Origin of the sequence: uncultured Campylobacter sp., assembly GCF_937996225.1 — a bacterium.
Lineage (GTDB): Bacteria > Campylobacterota > Campylobacteria > Campylobacterales > Campylobacteraceae > Campylobacter_B.
This window is the reverse complement of the sequence record NZ_CALKTC010000079.1, coordinates 1-24,181: the sequence shown is the minus strand read 5'-3', so window position 1 is coordinate 24,181 and position 24,181 is coordinate 1. Positions and strand designations below refer to the sequence as shown.

The 24,181-nt window shown below is 50.1% G+C and carries 22 protein-coding genes and 1 pseudogene; 1 reads left to right on the top strand and 22 read right to left on the bottom strand.

Annotated features, from left to right (window positions below; translation table 11 throughout):
• The 21 genes and pseudogenes from Q0174_RS09315 to Q0174_RS09215 form a co-directional block, all read right to left on the bottom strand.
• Window positions 1-622, bottom strand: a 622-nt coding sequence (locus Q0174_RS09315) for an SDR family NAD(P)-dependent oxidoreductase (RefSeq protein WP_298043514.1), incomplete at its 3' end; no start/stop codon positions are given.
• A complete protein-coding gene (locus Q0174_RS09310; RefSeq protein WP_298043513.1) occupies window positions 615-1,043 on the bottom strand; it encodes a hypothetical protein in 429 nt (142 codons plus the stop codon). The genes Q0174_RS09315 and Q0174_RS09310, both read right to left, overlap by 8 nt.
• Window positions 1,040-2,530, bottom strand: a complete 1,491-nt coding sequence (locus tag Q0174_RS09305) for a beta-ketoacyl synthase N-terminal-like domain-containing protein (RefSeq protein WP_298043511.1) — start codon at window positions 2,528-2,530, stop codon at window positions 1,040-1,042. The genes Q0174_RS09310 and Q0174_RS09305 overlap by 4 nt, the downstream gene beginning before the upstream one ends.
• On the bottom strand, window positions 2,511-2,927 hold the full coding sequence (locus Q0174_RS09300; RefSeq protein ID WP_298043510.1) for a hypothetical protein: 417 nt from the start codon (window positions 2,925-2,927) through the stop codon (window positions 2,511-2,513). Before Q0174_RS09300 ends, Q0174_RS09305 begins: the two co-directional genes overlap by 20 nt.
• Window positions 2,924-3,466, bottom strand: a complete 543-nt coding sequence (locus Q0174_RS09295; RefSeq protein WP_298043508.1) for a 4'-phosphopantetheinyl transferase superfamily protein — start codon at window positions 3,464-3,466, stop codon at window positions 2,924-2,926. The genes Q0174_RS09300 and Q0174_RS09295 overlap by 4 nt, the downstream gene beginning before the upstream one ends.
• Before the next feature lie 803 nt (window positions 3,467-4,269).
• A complete protein-coding gene (locus Q0174_RS09290) occupies window positions 4,270-5,259 on the bottom strand; it encodes a c-type cytochrome (protein WP_298043506.1) in 990 nt (329 codons plus the stop codon).
• A 649-nt stretch (window positions 5,260-5,908) separates the two neighbouring features.
• A complete protein-coding gene (locus Q0174_RS09285) occupies window positions 5,909-6,052 on the bottom strand; it encodes a hypothetical protein (RefSeq protein ID WP_298043505.1) in 144 nt (47 codons plus the stop codon).
• 556 nt (window positions 6,053-6,608) lie between these two features.
• Complete coding sequence (locus Q0174_RS09280) at window positions 6,609-7,787, bottom strand: pyridoxal phosphate-dependent aminotransferase (protein ID WP_298043503.1); 1,179 nt, start codon at window positions 7,785-7,787, stop codon at window positions 6,609-6,611.
• Window positions 7,784-8,263 carry a hypothetical protein gene (locus tag Q0174_RS09275; protein ID WP_298043501.1) on the bottom strand — a complete coding sequence of 160 codons (480 nt, stop codon included), beginning with the start codon at window positions 8,261-8,263 and terminating at the stop codon, window positions 7,784-7,786. Before Q0174_RS09275 ends, Q0174_RS09280 begins: the two co-directional genes overlap by 4 nt.
• 10 nt (window positions 8,264-8,273) lie before the next feature.
• Entirely contained in the window at window positions 8,274-8,969 is a 696-nt protein-coding gene (cysE, locus tag Q0174_RS09270) for a serine O-acetyltransferase (RefSeq protein WP_298043499.1), read from the bottom strand.
• On the bottom strand, window positions 8,966-10,804 hold the full coding sequence (speA, locus tag Q0174_RS09265) for a biosynthetic arginine decarboxylase (protein ID WP_298043497.1): 1,839 nt from the start codon (window positions 10,802-10,804) through the stop codon (window positions 8,966-8,968). Before speA ends, cysE begins: the two co-directional genes overlap by 4 nt.
• Window positions 10,801-12,042: a histidine--tRNA ligase gene (hisS, locus tag Q0174_RS09260; protein WP_298043495.1), complete on the bottom strand. Its 1,242-nt coding sequence runs from the start codon at window positions 12,040-12,042 to the stop codon at window positions 10,801-10,803. Before hisS ends, speA begins: the two co-directional genes overlap by 4 nt.
• A 176-nt stretch (window positions 12,043-12,218) precedes the next feature.
• Entirely contained in the window at window positions 12,219-12,701 is a 483-nt protein-coding gene (locus Q0174_RS09255) for a hypothetical protein (protein WP_298043493.1), read from the bottom strand.
• A 213-nt stretch (window positions 12,702-12,914) separates the two neighbouring features.
• A pseudogene (gene recG / locus Q0174_RS09250) lies at window positions 12,915-14,234 on the bottom strand (ATP-dependent DNA helicase RecG); the annotation flags it as partial.
• Window positions 14,235-16,147: 1,913 nt separating this feature from the next.
• Window positions 16,148-16,318 (bottom strand): hypothetical protein, encoded by a 171-nt coding sequence (locus Q0174_RS09245; protein ID WP_298043491.1) that lies wholly within the window; start codon window positions 16,316-16,318, stop codon window positions 16,148-16,150.
• A gap of 110 nt (window positions 16,319-16,428) precedes the next feature.
• A complete protein-coding gene (locus tag Q0174_RS09240; RefSeq protein WP_298043489.1) occupies window positions 16,429-17,688 on the bottom strand; it encodes a pitrilysin family protein in 1,260 nt (419 codons plus the stop codon).
• Between the two features lie 679 nt (window positions 17,689-18,367).
• Window positions 18,368-19,417: a dehypoxanthine futalosine cyclase gene (locus Q0174_RS09235; RefSeq protein WP_298043487.1), complete on the bottom strand. Its 1,050-nt coding sequence runs from the start codon at window positions 19,415-19,417 to the stop codon at window positions 18,368-18,370.
• Window positions 19,418-19,419: 2 nt separating this feature from the next.
• Window positions 19,420-19,794: a HepT-like ribonuclease domain-containing protein gene (locus Q0174_RS09230; protein ID WP_298043475.1), complete on the bottom strand. Its 375-nt coding sequence runs from the start codon at window positions 19,792-19,794 to the stop codon at window positions 19,420-19,422.
• The gene (locus tag Q0174_RS09225; protein WP_298043474.1) at window positions 19,787-20,137 is read right to left on the bottom strand and encodes a nucleotidyltransferase domain-containing protein; all 351 of its coding nucleotides are present in this window, start codon (window positions 20,135-20,137) and stop codon (window positions 19,787-19,789) included. The genes Q0174_RS09230 and Q0174_RS09225 overlap by 8 nt, the downstream gene beginning before the upstream one ends.
• Window position 20,138: 1 nt before the next feature.
• Window positions 20,139-20,711, bottom strand: coding sequence for an NfeD family protein (locus Q0174_RS09220; protein ID WP_298043473.1), 573 nt, complete (start codon window positions 20,709-20,711; stop codon window positions 20,139-20,141).
• Window positions 20,708-21,628: a stomatin-like protein gene (locus Q0174_RS09215; protein WP_298043472.1), complete on the bottom strand. Its 921-nt coding sequence runs from the start codon at window positions 21,626-21,628 to the stop codon at window positions 20,708-20,710. The genes Q0174_RS09220 and Q0174_RS09215 overlap by 4 nt, the downstream gene beginning before the upstream one ends.
• A gap of 119 nt (window positions 21,629-21,747) precedes the next feature.
• Between Q0174_RS09215 and Q0174_RS09210 the strand changes: the two genes are divergently transcribed.
• Window positions 21,748-22,938, top strand: coding sequence for an MFS transporter (locus Q0174_RS09210; RefSeq protein WP_298043471.1), 1,191 nt, complete (start codon window positions 21,748-21,750; stop codon window positions 22,936-22,938).
• Between the two features lie 10 nt (window positions 22,939-22,948).
• Here the strand turns inward: Q0174_RS09210 and Q0174_RS09205 are convergent, their stop codons facing one another.
• Window positions 22,949-24,100, bottom strand: a complete 1,152-nt coding sequence (locus Q0174_RS09205; RefSeq protein WP_298043469.1) for an MFS transporter — start codon at window positions 24,098-24,100, stop codon at window positions 22,949-22,951.
• Window positions 24,101-24,181 lie beyond the last annotated feature (81 nt).

The window sequence follows — 24,181 nt, the reverse complement described above, 5'->3', positions numbered from 1 at the left end:
GCGGAATCGCGCTTAAAATTTGCTCGCTAGCGACTTCGTTTATACCTTCGCTCATCGCCGTTTTGATGAGCCCGGGAGCTACCACGTTTACCGTGATCTTGCGGCTTGCAAGTTCTATCGCCAGCGATTTTGCCGCGGCGATTAGGCCTCCTTTGCTAGCGGCGTAGTTGCTCTGGCCGCGGTTGCCGGCAATTCCACTAACCGAGCTCATCACGACGATACGCCCGCCCTTTTTGGCACGGATCATCGGCATCAGTGCGGGCTTTAGGACGTTATAAAACCCGCCTAAATTCGTATCTATCACGCTTTGCCAATCCTCGCGTTCGAACCACACGAAGGAGTTATCCCGCGTAATGCCAGCGTTTAGCACGATGCCCCAGTACGCGCCGTTTGCCTCTATATCTGCTTCGATATGCTCCTGCGCCGCAGCAGTATCTGCGACGTCAAATTTTAAAATTTGAACTTCCGCCGCGCCCGCGTCCAAGCAGCGTTTCGCTACGTCATTAAGCTTTGCCTCGTTGCGTCCGTTTAGCGCCAAGCCGTAGCCCTTTTGCGCTAAATTTAATGCACACGCCTCGCCGATACCGCCGCTTGCTCCGGTGATTAAAATTCTCTTAGCCATTTATACTCTTTAGCATTTCATCATTTGGGTTCATCACGCTTAGCGTGGCGCTTGCGATATGTTCGTCGCCGCAGCGGATCTCGCAGTCGAAGATATATAGCCCCTCGCCGTCGCTTACGCTCTGCCTTGCCGTCGTGATTACGCGCTCGCCCACTTTCAGGCCTGCGCGCGAAATATCCAGGTTCCGCACGCCCAGCAAAAACCCAAGCCTCACCTCGCCGTCGTTTCTGTAGCCCGAATACACGCCGATACACTGCGCCATTATCTCCATATACGCGTAGCTGCCGAGCTCGCCGTCTTCGGTAAACGGCAAGTCCTCTTTAACGCTAAACGCACAGCTCGCATACCCGTCGCTAACCTCTAAAATTTCATCCACAAAGACCATATATCCGCTCTGCGGTAGGATGCTAGAGGCTTTCATACGCGTCCTATTATGGTTACGGCGTTGTCGCCGCCGAAAGCAAAGTTTATATTCATCGCGGTATCTACGCGCGCCTTTTTTGCTTCGCGCGCGAGGTTAAATTTAGACAGCGCTGCTGGAATTTCGCTCATTTGTGAAGTTTGATCCGCGGCGTTATTTAAAATTTTATCGTCCGCGCCTTGCAAAGCTTTAGACGCAGCCAAAATTTCATCCGCGCCGCTTTTTGGAATTTCACCCTGCGCATTTTGCAAAATTTCGCCACTAGAGCCGCACGAAATTTGCTCACTCGCGTTATTTAAAATTTCATCGTTTCGCACGCCGCGCCGCGCCTGCGCGCCACGAAAAATTTCAGCCTCCGAGCCGCGCCAAATTTTATCGTTTGTAAAATTTGGCGGGATCACGCCCTGTTTGATCGCCTCGTAGCACACGGCAAGCTCGATCGCCCCCGCTGCGCCAAGAGTGTGTCCGGTCGCCCATTTGGACGAGCTTGCGGGCGCTAAGGGCAGGGCGGCGCTCATAGCCAAGGCCTCCATCGCGTCGTTGGCCGCAGTGCCGGTGCCGTGCAGATTGACGTAGTCCACGCTTTGCAGCTGCGCCGATTTTAGCGCGGTTTTAATCGCTTTGATCTGCATACGTGCGCCGGGATCGGGCTTAGTGATGTGATAAGCGTCGGAGTTTGCGGCGTGAGCCAAAACCGCGACGTCGCTTATGCGCTCGCGCGAAAGCACGAATGCGCAGGCTCCCTCGCCTAGATTTGTGCCTGATCGTGCCTCTGAAAACGGCTTTAGCGGCTGCTCGCTTAAAATTTCAAGCGCGCTAAAGCCCTGCAGCGTGAGCTCGTCGAGTGCGTCGGCGCCGCCGAACACGACCGCGTCGCAAAGTCCCGCGTAGATGAGGCGCGAAGCTTCGATGAGAGCTTTGTTTCCGCTGGTGCAGGCGCTAGAAACTCCGATCGCGACGGATTTTAGTCCGAGGCATTCGCGGATAAAATTTGCGGGGTTTGCGTGGGAGTTGCGCTCGAAGCAGAAGTTTTTAAATTTATCGTTTGCGTCTTTTGAAATTTTGGCGAAATTTTCGCCGTTCATTGCAGAAATTTCACTGCGCGGCGCGGGATTTTCGCCGTCTTGCGAGATAAAATTTCCCGCGTCTTTACCGCAGGCGAAAAATTCCGCATAGTTTTCTTGCACGCCGGTGTTGGTGGTCGCAAACACCACGCCTACGCGGTGCGCGCCGAATTTTTGCACGGCTTGTTCTATTTGCTCTTGCACGCCGAGGCAGGCGTAAAGCGCCAGAGCGTTCGTGCGCGTGGCGTAGGCGCGATCTTTGATCTGCGGCAGCGGCGTATCCACGCGCCCAAAGATGAAGTTTTTACCGCAGACGCTAAGCTTTTGCAGCGCGGATCTTTTTTCGCACAGCGCGCTAAAAAGCTCTGCGGCGCTGTTTGCGCCCGCACAGATGAGCCCCGGACTACTTAGATACTGCGTCATATCGGCGCCCCTTTGCGTTTATGGCGAAATTTGCTTTATCCGCATTCCCAAGCAGGGCTAAAAATACTAGCTCGCTCTGTGAATCGGGCGGCAGGAAGCCGTCGTTGCGAAATTTCGCCTCGCCGCCTTTGATCGATAAAATTTTGCGTGCTACCGGCGCGCCTAGCATATCGAGCCAGACGAGCTTGTAGCGGCTCTCCTCGCCGTTTGCGGGTGAAATTTTTGAGATCAGGGCTCTGCTTTTTACGCCGTTAGGATCCGTCAGGATGAACTGTTTTTGGCTAAATTCCGCTATTTGCCCAGGCGCCTTGTGTGCGCATCCGCCTATAAAAAACGCGGCGCAAAGCAGAATGAAAGCCGTTTTAGAAATAGCGTAAAAACGATAAACAGGTCTCAAAAATTCTCCCTAAAAATGAGCGAAATCAAAATCTCGCCCTCCAAAATATAGCTCTTGTGTGACCACGCCCTGCCGCGCTCATCAAGCGTCAGAGCCTCTCCATCTGCGCCGCGCGCCAGACCCACGCGAGCAAGCGCGTAAAAACCCAGGCTTCGCGCCTTAATCAGCGCCTCTTTGATCGTGTAAATTTTATAAAAAACGAGCGTCTTTTCGCTCTCGTCCGCCGCCGCCAAAAGCTCGCGCTCAAAGGCGTTGAAACAAAACTCGCTCGCCGCGGCAAAATCCCGCGGTTTTAAAATTTCAAGATCAAGTCCGAATTTTTGCCTCGCTAGAGCCACGGCGACGATCGTTTTGCCATCCGCACTTTTGTGCGAGATACAAAATCTGCCGCGTTTTTTAAAGCGCGCTTTAAGCGCCCGCGAAACGCGAAACTCGCGCAGATGTCCTCGTACGCGCGCCAGCTTCTTATCGCGCCTACTCAAAAGCCGCCTTGGGGCGCACAGATCCTCGTCGGTGATTAAAATTTTTATCTCGCTCATAAAGCCCTGATTTTACTAAAATAGTCTTTATAAAAATATAAAATAGCGCGGCGACGTTGAAATTTCGTTTAAAATCTATTTGATACGCTCGGGCTCAAAGGCGCACTAAAACATAAAATTTATTGCGTTTGCGCTAAGGCCTCGGGCACGGTAAAATTTTAAAATTTAGCTCGCTTATGAATTGCGTTGTAAGTTTTTTGATTCGTTGCGTCTCGCTCTGCGGCGTCGGCTGTATTCGTTGCGCTCGTCTTGTTCGTCGTATTTTGTGTGACCGTCATGTTTGGTTAAATTTTAGCGCGGCTGTATCAAGAGGCAGGCAGCGCAGGTTTTGAAAACATCGGCGCGGAATTTTAAAAATTCTGCGATAAAATTTCTGCCGCTGGCGGCGTTTATGCCAGAGCTTTTGCGACGAAATCTAGATGCGTCGTGCGATGAAATTTTTAAATTCCGAAGCGAAATTTAAAATCGCGAGCAGTGCGCGGCGCAGCAGGCATCGTAACATAACAGCGCAAAATTAGCCGCATTTGAATAAAACGGCATAAAATTTAAGCGCTCCTGAATACAGCAGCTTGAAATTTAAATACCCTTAAATTAAAGCGACACGAAATTTAATCGTGCTAACTGCCGCAACCGCATTAAATCCCGAGCCGTTCCGCGCTGTGCCGAGCAGAATGCTTTAAGATCTGTGCCGCATCACGCTATTTGTATTAAATTCTGTGCCGCGTCGCACTAAATTTGCGTTAAATTTCGAGCCGCATTAAATTTACGTCAAAATTCCGCCGCCGCAAGGACGGCGTTTGATTTTATTTTTTGATCATGCGTTTGTATGGGCCGAAGCGGTGATCGTTCTCGTCAAATCCGTCGTTGTAGGGCCCCACATCCATATCCATCTGCTTGACGTCTAGATCGGGGAAATCTTTCTTCCTATCGGGTTTGATCTTGCGCGGTTTTGAGTTTATATACGCCGTCACGTCGAAAGCTTCCTCCCAGCTTAGCGAGGCGTCTCCTTTAGGCATAGTGGCTTTGACATACCTAGCCCCTTCGATGAGCCTATACATACCGGCGCCCGTATTGTAGCTGTCATCGCCCCAAAGCGCGGGGAATGTGTAATAATCGCCACTTTGAGCAAACCCCTCGTTTTTTACCCCTTCGCCGTTTTCGCCGTGGCAGGCGGCACATTTTGCGGCGTAAATTTCGCCTCCTTTTTTAGGATCCGCCGCGCGGTCTAAAAACTGCGCTTTCGGCAACCCCTGACCTTTTAGCTTTGCGCCGACCTCATAGCCTGCGGAGAGCCAGTGCATGTAAGCGATCATTGCGCGCATCTCTTTGGAGTTTGTAGGTATCGCTTTGCCCGCCATCGAGCGCTGAAAACAGCCGTTTATGCGGTCTTGCAGCGTGACTAGCTGATCCGATCTCGCGACATACTGCGGAAATCTCGCGTAGATACCCACGAACGGGCTTTGATCGGGCACGACACCGCCGCTCGTATGACAGCTCGAACAGGAGAGGTTGTTGCCCGCAAAGCGCATTTTTTCATCCTTCGCCTGCGGTCCGAGATATCTCGTCGTCTCGTTGATGAGCTTCGCGCCGTAGATGACGGTCTTTGCATAAGGCGAGTCGCCGAGCTTTGCCTCGTCTATGACGCCGTTTTCGTCGATGCCTACGGGCAGCCTAAATTCCTGCGTCTTTTGCTCGTACGGCACGGCTTTTTTGGCGTTGAGTTTGGCTACATCAAAGCCTAAAACGGGCGTAAAAAAGAGCGGAAGCGCTAAAACAAGGGCGGTTTTTCTCATATGTTCTCCTTTAAAAAGTAAAATATACATTTGAAATTATTGAATTTTTTAGTTAAATGTGCGTTAAAATTTCAAAAAAAGGAGAAATTCCGAGAGCTCACACAGAGGAGAATTTTAAAGAGCCGATTTTAAAATTTAAGCGGGCGAAAAAATTTTAAAAGCTGATTTTTGCGGTCTGCGCGCAGGGGAAATTTTAAAAAAGTCGATTTTGAAGGCTTGCGAGAGCGCAAATCTAAAGGGCGCCTTTCACGGCTCGTTTCGTCCGCACCGCTCGGCACGCTTGCTGCGCCTATGTATTTTTTATCGCACGCACGGACCGCTTCATTTTTTGCGTCGTGGATGCGGCATAGCGCCGCGTATAAATACGGAGCCCATGCAAGCGTCCGCGGGAAACGAACGGATAAGATAAACGGATTAATTTCGCTCATTCGCGACCGCGGTATATTTGATCCGTGCCGCCTCTGCTACTCCGCCACAAACGAGCCGTTCGCAAAAACGTGTCGCGGCATGCCGCCGAAATACAAGTCGCAAATTGGTATTTCAGCGCGAGATTTGTAAAAGCGTGTCGCGGTGCATCGCAGCAGGATCGCCGCCGCATTTGAAATTATCTAGGTCTGCCGGCGCGATAGGGCGAGGCGGATCGTCTCGTCTATGCGCCGTTTGGGCGGCGCGCGTATTTATGCTCGCCCTGCACGCGCCTTAAATGGGCGCTAGGTTTGAAATTTAACCCGAGCGGGCTTGGAATTTTAAATTTAAGCGGATTTGGGCTTTGGCGGTCGGATCGCGCCTGCACGCCGCGCCGAACCGTATCCGCGCTAGAAATATCGCCGCCTAGATAAAATTTCGCGCGGTAGGCACCGTAATGCGGCGGTATAAAAATCTAAAGCTCTTGAGTAAAACGTAAAGGAATTGGGGAAATCGAAGTAGCATCGACAAGTATGAAATTTTAATGTTTTTGAATAAAACGGCGCGAAACTTAATCGTTCTTAAGTAGAGCAAGAGCAAATTAGCCTTTATCACCAAGCTCGCGATAGTTATAATTTTGAATTAAACGGCGAAATTTAAATACTCTTGGATAAAACAGCATGGAATAAACTTAAACGCCTCGGATCAAAAACGTTAATTTTAACCACACTGAACTACCGCTCTATCTGAGCTAAGCCGAGTCGTATCGTGCTGTGATGGGCGGTTGAGTTAAATTCCGTGCTGCGTCGCACCGGATTTGCTTTAAATCTCGCGCAGAGCTGTGCCGTGCCACACTAAATTTGCCGCTAAGCCGCATTAAATTTTATGTAAAAAATTTCGCTGCTAAGCTACGACAAATTTAGATTCAAATTTCGCTAGCATGCCTATCTGTGGTAATTTTTTACGAATTTTTCTATGCGCTCAAAGCCGCGTTTTAGATTTTCCATAGAGCACGCAAAGCTTACGCGAAAGTGCCCATCCATGCCAAATCCGCTTCCTGGCACCGTGGCTACGAGCCCTTTATCTAGCAGTTGCATGCAGAATTTCATACTATCAGGTTCTACCTGAGAGCAATCTATGAAGAAATAAAATGCGCCATCTGGTTTTACGACACTAAGCCCTGGGATCGCACCTATCGCGTCTGTGCCAAAATCGCGCCTGCGCTCGTATTCGCGCCTCATCTCCTCAATATAATCGTCCGCCTCGCCGCGCAGCACCGGCATAGCGCCTGCCTGGACGATGCTAGCTACGTTGCTGACGCTTTGACTTTGTAGGCTGATCATAGCCTTATTTAGCTCATCGATCGCGCACGCCGTGTAGCCGAAGCGCCAGCCGGGCATCGCGCCGCATTTGCTTAGCCCGTTGATCGTCACGGTGCGCCCGAACATATCCTCGCTGATGCTTGCTGCGGCTATGAAGCTCTTGCCGAAGACGATTTTTTCGTAAATTTCATCGGCAATTACTAAAATATCCGTGCCTTTTAGCACTTCCGCAAGCTCTTGCAGCTCCTGGCGCGAATATACGGCGCCTGCGGGGTTGCTCGGGTTGAAAAGGCACAGCGCCTTCGTACGCGCCGTGATCGCGGCTTTGAGCTGTGAGGCGGTGATTTTATATCGGTTTTCCGCCTTGGTGTCTACGATGACGGGCTTGCTGCCGCAAAATTTTACAATTTCAGGGTAGGTGACCCAATAAGGCGCCGGTATTATAACCTCATCGCCTTCGTTTAAGATGCAGTTAAAGGCATTAAATAGCGAGTGTTTGGCGCCTACGTTGGTGATGATCTGATCGGGTCTGTAGTTTAGAGCATTATCACGCTTTAGCTTCTGTGCGATTAAATTTAAAATTTCAGGCGTGCCGGCAACCGGCGTATATTTTCCACAGCCCTTAGCCATAGCTTCTATGACAGCCCTTTTGGCGACCTCTGCGGTATCGAAATCAGGCTCGCCCGCACTTAGGATTACGACGTCTTGCCCTTGAGCTTTCATCTGCTTGGCTTTGGTGCTGATTGCGATCGTTAGGCTTTCGCCGAGCTTGCTTACGCGACTTGAAAGTGTTAATTTCATTGATGCTCCTTGGATTGGTTTAGACAATTTAAAATTTGATTTTTGACGCTAAAAGCTCTGCCGCTACTTGGGTCTTGGTCGTAGATATCGTCGATTTTATAATCTCCTCCGCTACGGACGAGTTTGTAGATTATCGTCTGCGCGCCGTAGGGGCAGGTCTGAGTTACTACGACGGTATCGCGCTGCCCTAGCTCAAAATCATATTTCGCATCGTCGCAGACATCTTGACCGCCGATTACCGGATCGTAGTCCAAGCAGCCAACCTCACCTTCGCCAGCAGATGCTTCATCCTGCATAAGCGCAGATTTGAAAGAAGCCGATAAGACATTTTTGTGATCGCCGAAATAGGTATCTTTGATGTATAGGCTTTTTACTAAACTTATTCTGACGTCGTTCGCGGAATTTTTCGCGCTATTAGCATCGCTGCCGCTTGCCGACAAAATAGCACAAATTATAAAAAATAGAGCTTTTTTCACTTTAACCCTCTTATTTTAATGATTTCAGATACTCTTCGTAGAATTTATTTAGATCCTCATCCATTGCGGCGATATCTTTTCTGCCGCTGCAAATGCACTCCTCCAAAATTTCGATACGCTTGATGAGATATTTGATAAGCTCCTGGCTGATGTCGGGAATTTTATTATGCGCCAAAGGATCGCTCTGGCAGCTTCCTAAAATTTTGGCGGGCACGCCCACGGCGGTGCAGTTTGGCTCGACATCCTTTACGACGACGGAATTTGCGCCGATTTTAGAATTTTCGCCGATGGTGATGTTGCCTAACACTTTAGCTCCTGCACCAACTACGACGCCGTTTTGCAGCGTCGGATGGCGCTTGCCGTGCTCTAAGCTCACGCCGCCGAGAGTGACGCCCTGATAGATCAGACAGTTATCGCCGATGATCGCCGTTTCTCCAATGACAAGCCCCGTGGCGTGGTCGAAAAACACTCCTCTACCGATCTGTGCGCCCGGATTTATATCTACGGCGGTGATTATGCGGGTAAGTCCGCTGATCGCGCGAGCTATAAGCTTAAAACCTCGCTCGTAAAAAAAGTGCGCGAAGCGGTAATTTATTAGCGCCCAGACGCCTGGATAGCAGAAAAATATCTCAAATACGCTATTGCATGCGGGGTCTTGACGCAAGGGCTCGGTAAAGTCTTGTTTTAAAATTTGCCAAAAACTCATTTGATTGTCTTTAAGTAGCTATTGTCGTTTAAAAACAGATATAGTTCGCCCAGGATATGCTTTTTCTCTTTATCTCCGATAAGATTTGATTTTTCGACGCGCTCGTTTAGGCTTTCGCGGATATCTACTACGTCGTAGTCCATATCCTCCAAGATGTCGATGACCGATTGAGATTCGATAAAATCCTTGATCTCAAAGCCGCCGTCATCCTTTAAAATCACGGTCGCCTCTGTTGGGTGTGCAAAGAGGTTGTGGCTCATGCCAAGCACCTCCTGGTAGGCTCCGACAAGAAAAAAGCCCAAAAAATACTCCTCTTTTTCAGGATCGAAATCGTGCAGAAATAGCGGATTTTTTTGACTGTCGAATTCTATCTCGCCGTCGCTATCGCAGGTGATATCCCAGATCGACGCCGATAGGGTGGCGCGCTCGTCCAGCCTCTCTAGCGGCATGATCGGGAAGTGCTGCTTGATGCCCCAAAAATCGGGCAGGCTTTGGAAGATCGAGAAATTTACCAAATAGCGCTCTTGGGCGTTGCCTAGGGAGTTTAAGAAATTGCTATATTCTTGCTTGTTGCCTAAAATTCCATACGCTTTTCGCATTATTAGATGAACCAAAATTTCGCCGTTTGAGCGGTCGATCAGATCGACGTATCCTAGATCAAAAAGGGTAAGCACGCTCTCCATGTGCGACATAGCATCGTGCAGATACTCTAGCGCGTTGGACGGCTTTAGAGTTTTATACAGATCGTATAGCTCGGCGACTACCGGCGGATTATCCTTTTTTAAGGCGAGCTTTTCTTCGGCGTATTCTTGGGTAAAAAGCTCCAAAATCGGCGCTACTAGCACAGCGTGGCTGGCGGCTACGTATCTGCCGCTCTCGATAAAGATATCCGGCTCCGCCTCTTTTTTATCCTCTGCGATCGATTTTAGCAAAAAAACCACGTCGTTGGCGTATTCTTTTAGCGTATAGTTGCGGCTGGAGCTTTCTTTGGCTTGGGAGTATTCGATAGCAAGACCTCCGCCTAAATTTATGGATTTTAAATTTTTCGCACCCATTTTGCGAAGCTCGGTGTAGATATTGCCCGCCTCGATAAGAGCTTTTTTGAGCGGATGGATCTCGGTAATTTGCGAGCCGATATGAAAATGAATCATCGTAAACTGCTCGATGAGGTCGTTTTTCTTGAGTAAATTTATCGCCTCTATAAGCTCGGTCGAGGTAAGACCGAATTTTGAATTTATCCCGCCGCTTTTCGCCCACAATCCGCTTCCGGAGTTGTGCAGCCTGATGCGAAGCCCGATGAAAGGCTTTGGCGCAAACCGCTCCTTAGCCGTTTCGATGATGGTTTCAAGCTCGTTTAACCCCTCGATCGTAAGCGTTACGTTATGCCCCATTTCTGCGGCGATGAAACCGATATTTATAAGCTCCTTATCTTTAAAACCGTTTACGGTAATCGGTGCGCCGTAGTTATTATACGCCATCGCTAGCAGCAGTTCGGGCTTGCTGCCGGCCTCAAGTCCGTATCCGTAAGGCTCGCCGATATCGACTAAATTTCTAACGAAGCCCGGGAATTGATTTACTTTAAGCGGATAGACGGCGTGGAATTTTCCCTTGTAGCCGAACTCCTTTATGGCTCGGTTAAAATTTGAATAAATTTCGACGATTTGCTTTTTGATGAGGTGTGGGAAGCGTAGCAGTATCGGGCCTCGCACGCCGTCTGCGCGGATCTCTTTTATGATATCTACCAAAGGCTGCTTGAAATCGGAGTTTAGGCATAGTTTGCCGCCGTCTATCGTGAAGTTGGAATTTCCCCAAATATTTAGTCCGTAATCGCTCATGCTCTATCCTTAAAAAACGCTTCGACCTCTTTAAATTTGATCGCAAAGGTGGTTTGATTCTCTAAATTTTTGCACCACACCTCGGCGCGATCAAACTCGTCCTGCCCGATGCAAAGGCAAAATTTCGCCTCCGCCCCGTCAGCTGCTTTTAAATGCTTCGCAAGCGCCTTGGGCTCGTATGAAATTTGAGTTTTACAAAACTTTCGCAGCTTTAGCGCAAACGAAAACGCCGTGCTAACAAACGCCTCATCCAGTGCGCCGATATAAAGTCCCTCGCGCTCTTGAGGGGCTTCGCGCGTTTTTAAAATTTCGGCTATTCGCTCGATGCCGATCGCAAAACCCACGCCCGCCGTCTTTCTGCCGCCTAAAAACTCCACGAGTCTGTCGTAGCGCCCGCCGCCGCCTACGGCACTTTGTGCGCCAAGCTCGCTTGAAACGAACTCAAAGGCGGTTTTGCAGTAGTAATCAAGCCCGCGCACGAGCTTCGCATCGATCTGAAATTTTTGTCCGTTTTGGGTTAAAATTCTTTGCAGCTGTGCAAATTCCGCGGCGCAAGCGTCGTTTAAATTTTCAGTTATAAGCGGCGCGGCGGCTAAAATTTTCTGGCAGCTTTCGTTTTTGCAGTCCAGTACGCGGATCGGATTGGTGTCGATGCGCCTTTGGCAGTCCTCGCAGAGCCTGTCTTTGCGTTCTTGCAAGAAATTTACGAGCTTGGTTTTATATGCAGGCATGCACTCCTCGTCGCCTAAAGAGTTGATTTTAAGCGTTGCGGCGACATTTAGCTCGCGTAAAATTTGAGCTAGCATCAAGATCACGCTCGCATCCTCATAAACGCTACTTTCGCCGAAGCACTCGACGCCGAATTGATGAAACTCGCGCAGACGCCCCTTTTGCGGCCGCTCGTAGCGAAACATCGAGCCTTGATAATAAAATTTATGCACGCCGCCGCTGCGGTCAAGTTTTTTTTCGATAAAGGCGCGCACGACGCCCGCGGTGCCCTCGGGGCGCAGGCAGACGCTATCGCCGCTTTTGTCGCTAAACTCATACATCTCCTTGCCGACGATGTCGCTGCTCTCGCCGACGCTGCGGCGAAATAGTGCGGTCTGCTCGAGTTTGGGAGTTTCGATGAGGCAAAAGCCGTAATTGCGCGCCACGCGCTCGCACACGCTTAAAATTTGCGAGTAGATGCGCGCCTGTTCGCCTGAAATATCGTTCATACCGCGAAGTGCCTTGATCATCTATGAAATCCTTTGTGAAATTTTAAAATTTTCAAATTTTTGCGGCGATTATAGTTAAATTTACCTAAATTTTAAGCCCTGCCGCTGCCGCTTCGTATCGGTTCTGCTTATTTACATCGAGCGCCGTTTCGGATTGGACGTCTATTTTAAACCGGCTAAGCTCGGCGGTAAAATTTCTACTTTGCCTCCTTGAAGCTCAAGAATTCCTCGTAGCGGCAATCGATGATCTCTTTGATCTCGGCGTAATTTTGCGGCGAGTTTTCTATGTAAAAATAGGCGTTGTCGAAGTTTTTATCGCCAAATTTGCGCGCGACGAAATCGTCGTAATCTTGCAAATACCAGCCGTGCGTTTTGGCAAATTTCGTGCGGTCTGTGGTGTAGTAGGCCTTCGCAAAGGCCTTGCCCGCGGTGTTTAGCTCGTCGCTGCTTAGCACACCGTCCATGGCGCCCAAAAAATACTGACGGTAATCAAAGCTATCGTCCATCCGTGCTATATCGTCCGCGAAATCCGCCGCAAAGTCCTTGGAATAGAGCTTGCGCTCCATGCACCAGCGGAAGAAAAACGCGATGTGCGTCGCGCCGTTTTCCTGCGGAATGTCAGTCGGCGCATTTGCCGCGCCCCAATGCCATTTTGCCTTGCCGTAGGTCACGTAAGCCATTTTGCTCTCCTTTTTTTGGACTTTAAGTTGCATAAATTTTAGAAATTAAAAGCAAATGAGGCTTGGTAAAGCTCTAAATTTTATCCGATGCAATCTGCGCCGTGAAATTTCAAATTTTATATCAGATCGCTCCTTACCTCATAATCGCATTCGCTTCGTAAAATTTTGCCGCGGCTAAAATTACGTTTAAATTCTATCGCATCTCGTAGAATTTCACGCACCTCGTCCTATGTCCTTTAGTCGCTGCTTTGCCGCCGCCGTCACGTCCTCTTCGTAATCGTACCACGTAAACATCGCGCCGTGCTGCACCGAGCCGCCGAGTAGATCGCCTCCTTGGCGGTTTTTCAGATCGATATTTGCGACCTTGAATCCGTCCAGCGTCGCTGCGAACTCGCGCAAGCGCTGCGGCGGGGATTTGAGCTTGGTGTAGAGGTAGCAGCGCCCCGCCTGTCCCTTACGCCCGACGCGTCCGCGCAGCTGATGAAGCGACGCAAGCCCCATCCGCTCGGCGCCTACGATTAGGATGACGCTAAGCCGCGGCAGCGAGATGCCCACTTCGACGATCGTCGTGGTTATCAGCAGCCGCCCCTCGTCGCGGAAGCGGCGCAGGACCTCCTCCTTGTCCTTGTCGCTGCCGTGGGTGATCAGCACATCGAGGAATTGAGCCTTCCAAAACGGCGCCGCCTCCTCAAGGCTTTGATAGACCGAGCTTTCGCTTTGCTGCACGAGCGGATAGACGATGATCGCTTGATTGCCCGCGGCGAGCTCGCGGCGCAGATCCTGCATAAAGCCCGCAAATCCGTCGTTTTGCAGGATTATAGTTTTGATCTGTTTTTCAAACGGCAGCTGTTTTAAAAAGCTGAAGCTCACGAGCTCGGACTGGATCATGCTTAGCGTACGCGGTATCGGTGTGGCGCTAAACTGAATGAAATGCGCTCGAAACTCGCCGTTTTCGGTGAGGCGCGCGATCTTTTCGCGTTGGTTGGAGCCGAAGCGGTGCTGCTCATCGACCATTATGAGATTTGACGGCGCGAGCTCGTGGTAGAGCAGGGCGTGAGTGCCGATGATAAAGTGCGCGCCCGCAAAATTCGGCTCGCGATCGCCGCTTTTTACGAGCAGGACTTTGATCTGCGGCGGCAGCAGGCGGCGCGCCTCGGCGTAAATCTGCTCGGCCAAGATGCTCGTAGGCACCATCAGATAGCTGATGCGCGGGTAGTTCATCGCCGCGCTCGCGAGGATGACGAGAGTCTTGCCGCTACCTACGTCGCCCATGACGACGCGGCGGCGTGCCAGAGGGCTTTGCAGATCGCTAGCGATGTCTTTTATCGCTCTCAGCTGATCGCGCGTAGGCTCAAAAGGAAGAGAAGCAAGCCAGTCCGAAATGTCGTGCAGCGGGTAAATTTGCGCAGGGAAGCTCGTTTTTTTCGCGCTTAGCTTTTGCAGGTAGTTTAGAATTTCGATAAATTTCAGCGTGCGTAAAATTTCAGCACCGCTCATCTCTGCGACGGCTACGGCTCGGACAGCCTCGGCGGCATGGACAGTTCCAGTGTCGCTTGCAATTTGAGCGATTGTAGGTATGGCGGTTGTAGCTTGGGCGGCTGCGGTCTGGATAATTTCAGTTTGATAATGCGTAGGTTGCACGGCACAATCGCGCGAAGCGCTCATCGGTGCGGCGAGCGCGTCTTGAACAGCATCGGCGTTTGCATTTTGAGCGATCGTAGGCTTTGTGGTTGCGGTCTGCACGGCTGCTACTGTCTGAAGACTTTCGATTTGATCGCATATAGGCTGCACGCCCGTAGCTTGTGCACTTAAAGTTTGGGCAGTCGCGGCTTGCGCGCTCGCTACTTGGCTTGAAGTTTGGATTGCTGCGGGTTGCGCACCTATGTCTTGGGTGCTTGAATTTTGTTGTGCGGCTTGCTCGGCTACGGACTGCTCGGTAGTGACATGAGTTAGCATGGGTTGAGCGGTTGCGGTTTGAGCGTATGCTGGCCGTACTGCCATTTTGGCGCTGCTGAATCTTGGGTCGTTTGAAATTTTATCGCTGCTCGCCGCCGCGCCATTGTCGCTTTTGAGATCGTCTGAAATTTTATCCTCACGCGCCTCGGCGCCATATGCGGCAAGAAAATCCTCGTTGCTTTGAATGCTAAAATTTTCGTCGTTATAAATCTCCGCGCCGTGCGCCTGAGGTTCCTCGCCGTCCAAAATTTTATCACTCACAGCCTCTCCGCTGTGGATATTTTGGCTGGGCGAGGCTTCTGCGCCATTTGGAATTCCGTCGCTTAAAATTTCATTCGCCGCGCCGCGCTTTGTTACGCAGGCAAGAACTCCGCCATTTTGCGGATGGCTTGAAATTTCATCATTTTGCGATCTGCCGTTTAAAATTTCAGCGACCGAGTTTTGCGAGTTTGGAATTTTGCTATTATCTGAAATTCCATCGTCATTTAAAATTTTATCGCTGCTTGAAATTTCGTCTCTTAAAATTTCATTCCCGTTCGGAATTTTGCCGCTGCTTGAAACGTCGTCGCGCTCGCCGAAATTTTCCGCGCCGCCCTCTTTGAGCTGCCTATTTAGCGCGGTTAGCATTCGCACGCTGCGCGGCGAGCTCTCGTGTAGCGCAAGCAGTACCGCCGCCTCGTCTGCGCGCAGTCCGCAGCCTAAAAGCGCGCCCGCGCTTAGATATTTTTTGATCAGCTTTTGCGCCGCGGCGTCGCTCAGCGCGGCTTTGTATTTGGGTGCGATCCTGCCCGGCTCGCTTACGATTTTTGGATTTACGAACTGCCACGAGCCGAAGTTCTCGTCGCATTTGCCGTGGATAAAAAATTTTTTGCCGCGCTTGAAGGCGCCGAAGTGCCAGCTTTTGGCGTTGAAGATCACGATTTTGATCTCGCGCTCCCAGCTGAGGCAGTGCGCCGTGACGATGAGCATCGAGCCGCGCCTATGCTGGAAGAGGCACTCGACCTCCGCCGTGCTCTCGCCCGCGCACGGCGCGTCCCCCACGCTTAGATCGTCGAAGCTTTTGGGCAGAAGCAGCGCCAGATCCAAAAGCGTCGTAATGCCCGCCTTTTGCAGTGCTGCCGCGTCTTTTGCTTCAAAAATCAATTTTCATCCTTTAAATTTTATAGGCGTTAAGCCATTGCGCTACGAAATTCTATGCGCCGCAGTGGAATCGCTCGCCTAAATTTAGCCGAAATTTTACCTGTCGCAGCGAGATCGCTCACTTAAATTTATTTAAAATTTTCACCCATTGCGGCAAATTTGCTCGCCGGCTGCGCCTGTAAATTTTGCCTGGCTTGCGCGTTATTTTGTTTGGCAGCGTACTTTGCAGCGTGCGCTAGGTTTTAAAACGGCGTGTGATCGCTTTTGAAATTCATAGCGCGATTTGCAAACCGCAAAAATTTAATTACGGTAGCCGCCACCGCGCGCCTTTTTAAATTTCGCAGCGCGGCTTACAAACGGCGTGCGAGGCAGGACTTCGATTTTGCGCGCTGAAATTTTACCGAGCCGCGCACGGCGTCTTTAAATTTAGCCGTTCTTGCAAGGCTCGTAAATTTAATCGCTTCTGCAAAGCCCACAAATTTTAGCGCGACGCGCAGGCGCGGTTTTAAATTTAAACGCACAAGCCGTCCGCAAACGGAGCGCAAAAGTAAAATTTAGCGCCGTTCGCGCCGCTTTATAAATTTAAAATTTACCCATTTATGCCGATCACGGAGATACGCGCCGCGACGAGCTAAATTCTAAGCCCCTTTTTCGCGGCGGCCTCGTCGCAAATGACGGAAAAGCTTAGGTTCATGATCTCATCGTGCGACTTGATGAAATCGTTGAGCGCCCCGAGTTTTAGCGTCTCGATGCGCTTTAAATTTCGCTCGAACTCGCCGAATGCGTAGCCCTTGTAATACTCGCTCTGCGCGATTGCCGCGCGCTTAAACATCGTCTCTTTTTGCAGCACGGCGCTTCCGATTAGGAATTTTTTAGCGCTTTTCAGCTCCGCTTCGCTCACGCCAGATGCGATAAATTTTGCGATCTCCTCTTTTACGAGCGCGGCGGCGTTTTGTAAATTTTCGTTTTTGGTCTGCAGATAGCCCCAAAACTCGCGGCGACTAAGCTCGAAATCGCCGCGCGCATAGACCGAGTACGCAAGGCCGTGCTTGACGCGGATACGCTCCATCAGCCTGCTGCCGAAACCGCTGCTTCCGAGCACGAAAAGCGCGGTGTTTGCGATAAACTCCTGCTCCTTCGGCAGCGCAAAAGGCGCGCCGAAGTAGATGTAGGCCTGCTGCGTCTGCTCCTTTTGGATCTTTATTTTTTTCGCATCGCTGGGCGTGAAAAACGGCAGCTCGCGCTTTTCTCCGCTTGCAAAAAGGCTCAAAATTTCCGCGATTTTCGGGTTTTTATCGCTCACGTCGCCGCATAAAACGACGTATAAATTCTCTAAACTCAGCGAGGCGAAAAACTCCCGCACGTCCTTCATCGTGATCCGCTCTATGTTCGCCTCGTCGCCTATGAGCGGCCGCTCGAGCCTCGTGCGCGGATACAGAAGCGCTTTTAGGTTGCACGTCGCGATGTAATCGAACTCGCTTTTTAGCACAGCGATCTCGCCTATGGTTTGCATTTTTAGCTTTTCCAACACCGAGGGCGTTAAATTGGGCTCTTTAAGCAGTTCCCGCAGCATGTCTAGGCCGAAATCGAAGTGCTCTTTTAGGCAGTTTAGCTGGATGCCGAAGGTTTCAAAATTGCTCGCGGCGCTGATCTCGACCGCGCGGATATCGAGCTTGCGGTGAAATTCGCTCACTCCCAGCGTCTTTGAGCCCTCGCCCAAAACGCCCGCGCAGATGCGCGCAAGACCCGCTATCTTCTCGCTCACCGCGCCGCTTGCTTTGAAAATTAGCTTGAAGCTCGCCACCGGCAGCGAATCGTCGAATTGATACAAAAAGTCGATTTTAGCGCTCTTGCCGCCTTTGATTTTAAGTGAAATCTCTTTTTTTTCCATCGTTTTCCTTTATAAAATTTTTAAATTTCATCGCTCTTGCAGGCGCGGTTTTAAAATTTTGACGCAGCCGCGCCGCTTTTAAAATTTGCGCCAGGGCTCGCTTCTAAAATTTCGCGCTAGGGCAGTTTTGCCCGTCCTGTTTAAAATTTAATCGCGCCGCAGGATACTGCAAATTTTAAAATCGCCGCCCTCGTCCACGCCGCGAATATGGTTCGCCGGTACCAAAGCACAGGCTGCGCGCTGTTTATACGGCTCTTGCAACCGGCTACAAACTACCTGCGGCATTGCAAAACTTAATCGCACCGCACGTTTTGTAAAATTTCAGCGCCCCAAACGGCGCGCCGCCGCAACGCGTTAGCAGAAATATATCCGTGCTCAAACACGGCAAGCGTTGTAAACGAAATGTCTCTCACGCGCCGTCTCCGCCGCATTGATCTTGCGGCGTGGAATTTCGCGTCCAAAAAATTTTAAGGCGAAATTCCATAGCGAAATGAAATTTTACCGTGCGAATTCCGCTCGCGCCTGTAAATTTAAACCCGTACCCATATCAAAATTTTAAATTCCGTTGCAAAATTTCACGATCGCAAAAATTCGCCATCTGTTTTAAGATAAAATTCTACCGCTAGATTCTAGCCGCAAGCGAATAAAATTCCCGCCGCAAACACGCAAAAGCCCGCACCTAAGCGTACGTCTCCAAAATATCGTAGTTAGTGTTGCGCTTGGCGGGTATTTCGCCTACGTCGCGGATCAGCGCTATCATCTCGTCCTTGCTCATCCGAAAGCTCGCGCCCGCCGCCTTTACGACGTTTTCCTCCATCATCGTGCTTCCAAGATCGTTTGCGCCGAATTTTAGCGCCAGCTGCCCGATGTAGCTGCCCTGCGTGACCCAGCTGCTTTGGATATTTTTGAAATTATCCAAAAATAGCCGCGAGACGGCGAGCAGGCGCAGGTAGCGGTTCGGGCTTTGCTTTTTGATCTCGGGATGCTCGCGCAAAAGGCGGGTGTTTTGCCCCTGAAAGCTCCATAAAATGAACGCTCGAAAGCCGCCCGTGCGGTCTTGCAGCTCGCGGATTTTATCCCAGTGTTCCACGATCTCGCGCGTGCTCTCAAGCGCGCCGAACATCATCGTGGCGGTCGTTTTCATGCCGATGCCGTGCGCCTCTTCGTGCACTCTAAGCCACGTGGCGCTGTCGCTTTTACGCGGCGCTACGAGATCTCGCACGCGGTCGCTTAAAATTTCGGCTCCAGCTCCAGGCATCGAGTAAAGCCCCTTGGCTTGCAGCCTGCGAAGTACTTCAAGCGTACTGATGCCGCTAAGACGCGCGATATAATCGATCTCGATCGCCGAGAAGCCGTGGATCGTGATGCTCGGGTAATTTTTGTGGATGAACTCCACGAGATCCTCGTACCACTCGATTTTCAGCTTCGGATGAACGCCGCCTTGAAATAAAATTTGCGTGCCGCCCACGGCGATGAGCTCCTCGATCTTTTCGCCGATCTGCTCAAAGCTCAGCACATAGGCGTCCGCGTCGCTTGCATGGCGATAAAATGCGCAAAATTTACAATCGACCATGCAGGCGTTGGTGTAGTTTATGTTTCGATCGATGATGAAGGTCGTGACGCGATCCGGGTGCAGCTCGCGCTTGCGTGCAAACGCCGCGCGCCCAAGCTCGTTTAGATCGGCGTGCTCAATTAAATTTAGGGCTTCATCTATACTTAGTCTTTTCAAATTTATCCTTCCGATTTGCCTTTGCGATACGGCTTTAGTGCGTCGATGATTTTTTGATTTAGCGTTGGAAGATAGTTCTTGATGGCTATCTCTATCAGCTCAAAATTTAGCCGTTCGTATTCGTGCGAAGCAATATTTCTGGTGGCGTTGATAGCTCTTATTTCATCTTTGCTAAAGATCGCCAAAGCCTGCAAATCGTTGCTTTCTTGCAGCCCTTTTAGCAGGGCGTGGATATTGATGAATTGCATCATTATTGCGGGCTGCAAAACGTCCTCATCGGTAAGAGCCTGCGCTACGCCGCCCTCGCATTTTTTTAGGATGGATGAAATTTTATCAGATATCTTTTTTAATCGCTCGGCGCTTGATCTTTCAAACATAAATCGCTCCTTGCAGTAGCTTTGTTTTTTCTTCGCGACTTAAAGAGGTAGTATCGCACAGATCGACATTTACATTAAATTTACCGGAGAGCTTTTTTTTAAAATCGTCTAAAAAAACCAGCGCCGAAAATGGGTTTCCTAAATTTTTTACCATTTTTGCCCCGTCGGTTTCGATCGCGATGTCGATGTCCGAAAACGCGTCGGCGCTACCTTTGGCGTAGCTGCCGAAAAGTCCTAGCTCGGTAACGCCAACTGCAAAAAGCCTCTTTTTCTGCGACGATAAAAATTTTAAAATTTCATCTTTGCTGTTGATCGTTTTTTTCGGTGCGGTTTTAGCGCTCACTCTACGCCTCTTTCGGATCTTCGGGCGCTTCTTCTTTAGCGCCAGAGCTTTGTACGTCTTTGCTCGCGGCGGCGTTGGAATTTTTATCGTCGGCACTCGTGCTGTCCGCGCCGCTTAAATTTACGCTGCCGTCATTTAAATTTACGCTGTCCGCGCCGCTAGAATTTCGACTACTATCTTTTTTAATCACGATCTGGCCGTTTTTTACGCCTAAAATTTCGACGCGGTCGCCCTCGTTAAGATCCGAAATTTCATCGCTTTTCCAAAACGTGCCTTTGAAATAGACCATGCCGTTTTTGACGGTGCCGGTGCCGCTTTCGTCTAAAAAATTATCTTTATGTTTCTCTTCGGGTTTGAAAAAGCGCGACTTTAGCGGCCTTTTAAGTGCGATCAGAAGCACGAAAGATAGCACGAACGAAAGCAGAATTTGCACGTCCCAATCAAGATGAAAGCCGAAGCTCAAAAGCCCCGTGATGAAAAATCCGGCGCTGAAAAATATAAAAGTAAAATCCATCACCAAAAGCTCGACGATCGCCAAAATCACGCCGATTATGATAAAAATCAGCGCGTTCATTTGAGCTCCTTCGCGCCGTTTTTGCCGAGGAATTCTTTAAGCACGCTAAGAGAGCCTATCAGCTCGCTCGTTTCGTAAGGGATCAAAATTTTATCCTTGCTCGGATTTTTGGATAGCTCGCTAAAAGCGTTTACGCGACCCTGCGCGAGCAGGTATTCCGCCGCAAAGCTGGAAGCACTCATCGCTAAATTTATACTGTCCATCGCGTCTTTTTGACCTTGCGCGAGCGCGATCTGCTCATATTTTTTCGCATCCGCCATACGCTCGATCGCCTCGGCTTCGAGCACCTTCTCCTGCTTTAGCGCTTCGGCGTTTCGGATGAGGGCTGCTTTTTCAGCCTCGGCTTTAAGCTCGATCGCGCGCTTTTCGCGCTCGGCTTTCATCTGCATATTCATCGCCTCTTCGATGCCGTGCGGTACCGAAATTTCGGAGATCTCCACGCGCATGATCTTTACGCCCCAGTTATCCGCGGCGTCGCCCAGAGCGATTTGCAGCTTGGAATTTAGCTGATCGCGCGAACTAAGCGTGCTGTCTAAGCTCATCTCGCCGATCGCGCTACGTAGCGTCGTCATCGCTAAATTTGAAATCGCGCGGCGATAATCCTCGACGTTGTAAAGCGCCATCTTACCGTCGATGACTTTTAAAAACACGATACCGTCGACGCTTATGTTGACGTTATCTTTGGTGATGACCTGCTGCTTGCTGATGTCCACGAGCTGCTCGCGAACGCTCATCTTCGCGCGCACCGCGTCAAAAAACGGCACGATGATGTGAAAGCCGCCGTCTAGCACCTTATGAAAGCGACCCAGCCGCTCGATGATTAAAATTTCCGATTGTGAGACGATCTTGACCCCCATCTTTAGAATTGCCGCGATGAGGACGCAAAATACTATTACCGTAGTTACGAACCCTTCCATTTTCACTCCTGAATTTAAAATTTCGCAATTATAGCATTTTTAGCTTATTTTGGCTTTTAAGGCGCGCCGTGATACAATTTCGCTAGATTTTTTATATTAAATTTACGGGATAAAATTTTATGATCAGATACATCGTGCTGCTTCGCCATTCACGTAACTACCGCCTGCTCTTTTCGGCGGGTTTTATATGTATGTTCGGCTTGTGGTTTTCGGTGGTGGGGGTCGCTACGTTGCTCATAGAGCTTGGCGCGCCGGTGTGGGCGATCACGGCGGTGGGCGTCGTTTCGTTCGTGCCAAACGTTTTTTTAGCGCCCATTAACGGCATCATTGTGGATAAATTTCAACCAAAGCCCCTGATGACGGCGATGTTTATAACCGAGATGATCAGTATTTTCATGCTGATTTTTATCGATAGTTTGGATTATCTGTGGCTGCTGCTTTTGATCGTGGTCGTGCGCAGCGTCGCAGGCACGCTGTTTTTTCAAACCGAATCCTCCACGCTGCCGAAATTTTTAAGCCGCCCCTATTTAAAGCTTGCTAACGAGATGACGGGTATTATCTGGACGATCACATATACTTTCGGCATGGCGAGTGCAGGCGTTTTTATCCACTATTTCGGCGTGCGAGCGGCGTTTATTTTGGATTTTTGCTTATACGTTTTTTCGTTTTTCATCCTGCTGCGGCTAAATTTTAAAGACCTCACAAGAAACGCGCGTGAGCCGGTGTTTAAGATGCTAAAGGAGGGCTTTTCTTACCTGCGCTCGCATCCTTTGGTCGTGCATCTCATCGTCCTTCACGCCTTCGTCGCCGTCACCACCTACGACAATCTCATCGCGCTTCTTGCGAAATACCGCTACAAAGAGATTTTAAGCGCTTCGCTAGTCATCGGGCTTATGAATATGTCGCGCTCGGCAGCCGCATTTTTCGGGCAGATATGGCTGAGCAAGATCGTAAATAAGCACACCTTTTTTTGGATCCTGCTGGGGCAGTTTGCGGGCATCGCGCTGTGGGCGGTGCTGGAGTTTAACTACTGGCTTTCGTTTGCGGGCATGATCGCGGCGGGATTTTTCATCACGACGGTGTGGTCGTATTCTTTTACGCAGCTGCAAAACCACGTCGATAGGGAGTTTTTCGGGCGCGTCATCGCTTATAACGACATGGCGTATTTCATCGTCGCCACGCTCGTGTCGGCTGCGATCGGATTTTTTTTCGAGCTTGGATTCTCGCTTTCGCAAATCACCTTCGGTATGGGCTTTATGTTCGCAATCGCGGCGTTTTATTATAAATTTTTGATTTACGAAAAAATTTAAAATTTTAAAGCTATCTTTTCGGCGCGATCTCAGGGCGAAAGATAGCAAATATAAATAAAAAGCTCATCGCTGCGAAAAAGACCCAGATAAAGCCGTTTGCGCCTAAGAATTTCATCATCGCGCCGATGATCAAAGGCGAGCAGAGAGACGCGCTCGAATAGATAAAAAGCATCGCCGCTGAAATTTGCACGCGAGATGCACCCTCGCCGGTAATGGAGTCGTTTGCGCGCGCGATGGCAAGTGAATATAAAGGAAAAGCGCCGAATCCTAACATCAACGCAAGTGCGCACGTTAGGATGAAGCTTTTGGCAAAAAATAGCGCCGCGCAGGAAGTAAGGCCCACGACGCAAACTATCATTATGGCGCGTTTGCGGCCGAATTTATCCGAGATTACGCCGCAAATAAGCTGCGATAGGAAGCCTCCGACCATCGCCGATCCCATAAATGCGCCTACCGAGCCCACTCCAAGCCCTGCGCTTAGCACAAAAACGCTCGCCATCGAAAAAAAGCCGTTAATCAAAATGCCCGCGCAAACCACCGTCGCAAACGCAAGCGGCGGCACGATCGAAATTTGCGGCATACAGATGCGCATGCGAGCGGGAACTCTGGGAGGATTGAAGCGGATTAAATTTACCGGCAGCAGCGCCAGGATGATGAAAAATGCGCTTAGCACGAAGACCTTCATCGTTCCGAAATTTAGCGCCAAGATTATAACTCCTATCGCAAACGCGCCGTAAAAAACCGCTTCGTAGATCGCCAGCACGCGGGAGCGGATGGAGTTTGTGATCTTTGAGTTTATCCAGCTTTCGATTATCATCAAAAGCGCGTAGTAGCAAAAGCCCAAAATAAAGCGCAAAATCGCCCAATACACGAGGTTTGAGCCTAGATCGTGCAGCATTGCAGCAATTCCGAAAAGCGCCGTAAAGACCGCGTATGCCCGCACGTACGAGAGCGCGCCGATTATCGAAGGCACGAAAAAGCCGCTAAAGATCGCTCCTAAAAAGAAAAACGCCGAAATTAGTCCGATCTCAAGCTCGCTGTGGCCGGATTCTTTTAGCATAATGCCCGCGCTTGCGATAACTAGCGCGTCACCGATAAACATAAAGAAAATCCCCAGAAATAGGGGGCTTAGCGAGCGTGCCGCGCGCATAGATTCAAACAATGACTTTCCCTTGGAATTAAATTTGGCGTATTGTAGCCTTTTATTGATTAAAGCTCGGTTTTTATATAAAAATATTTGAAA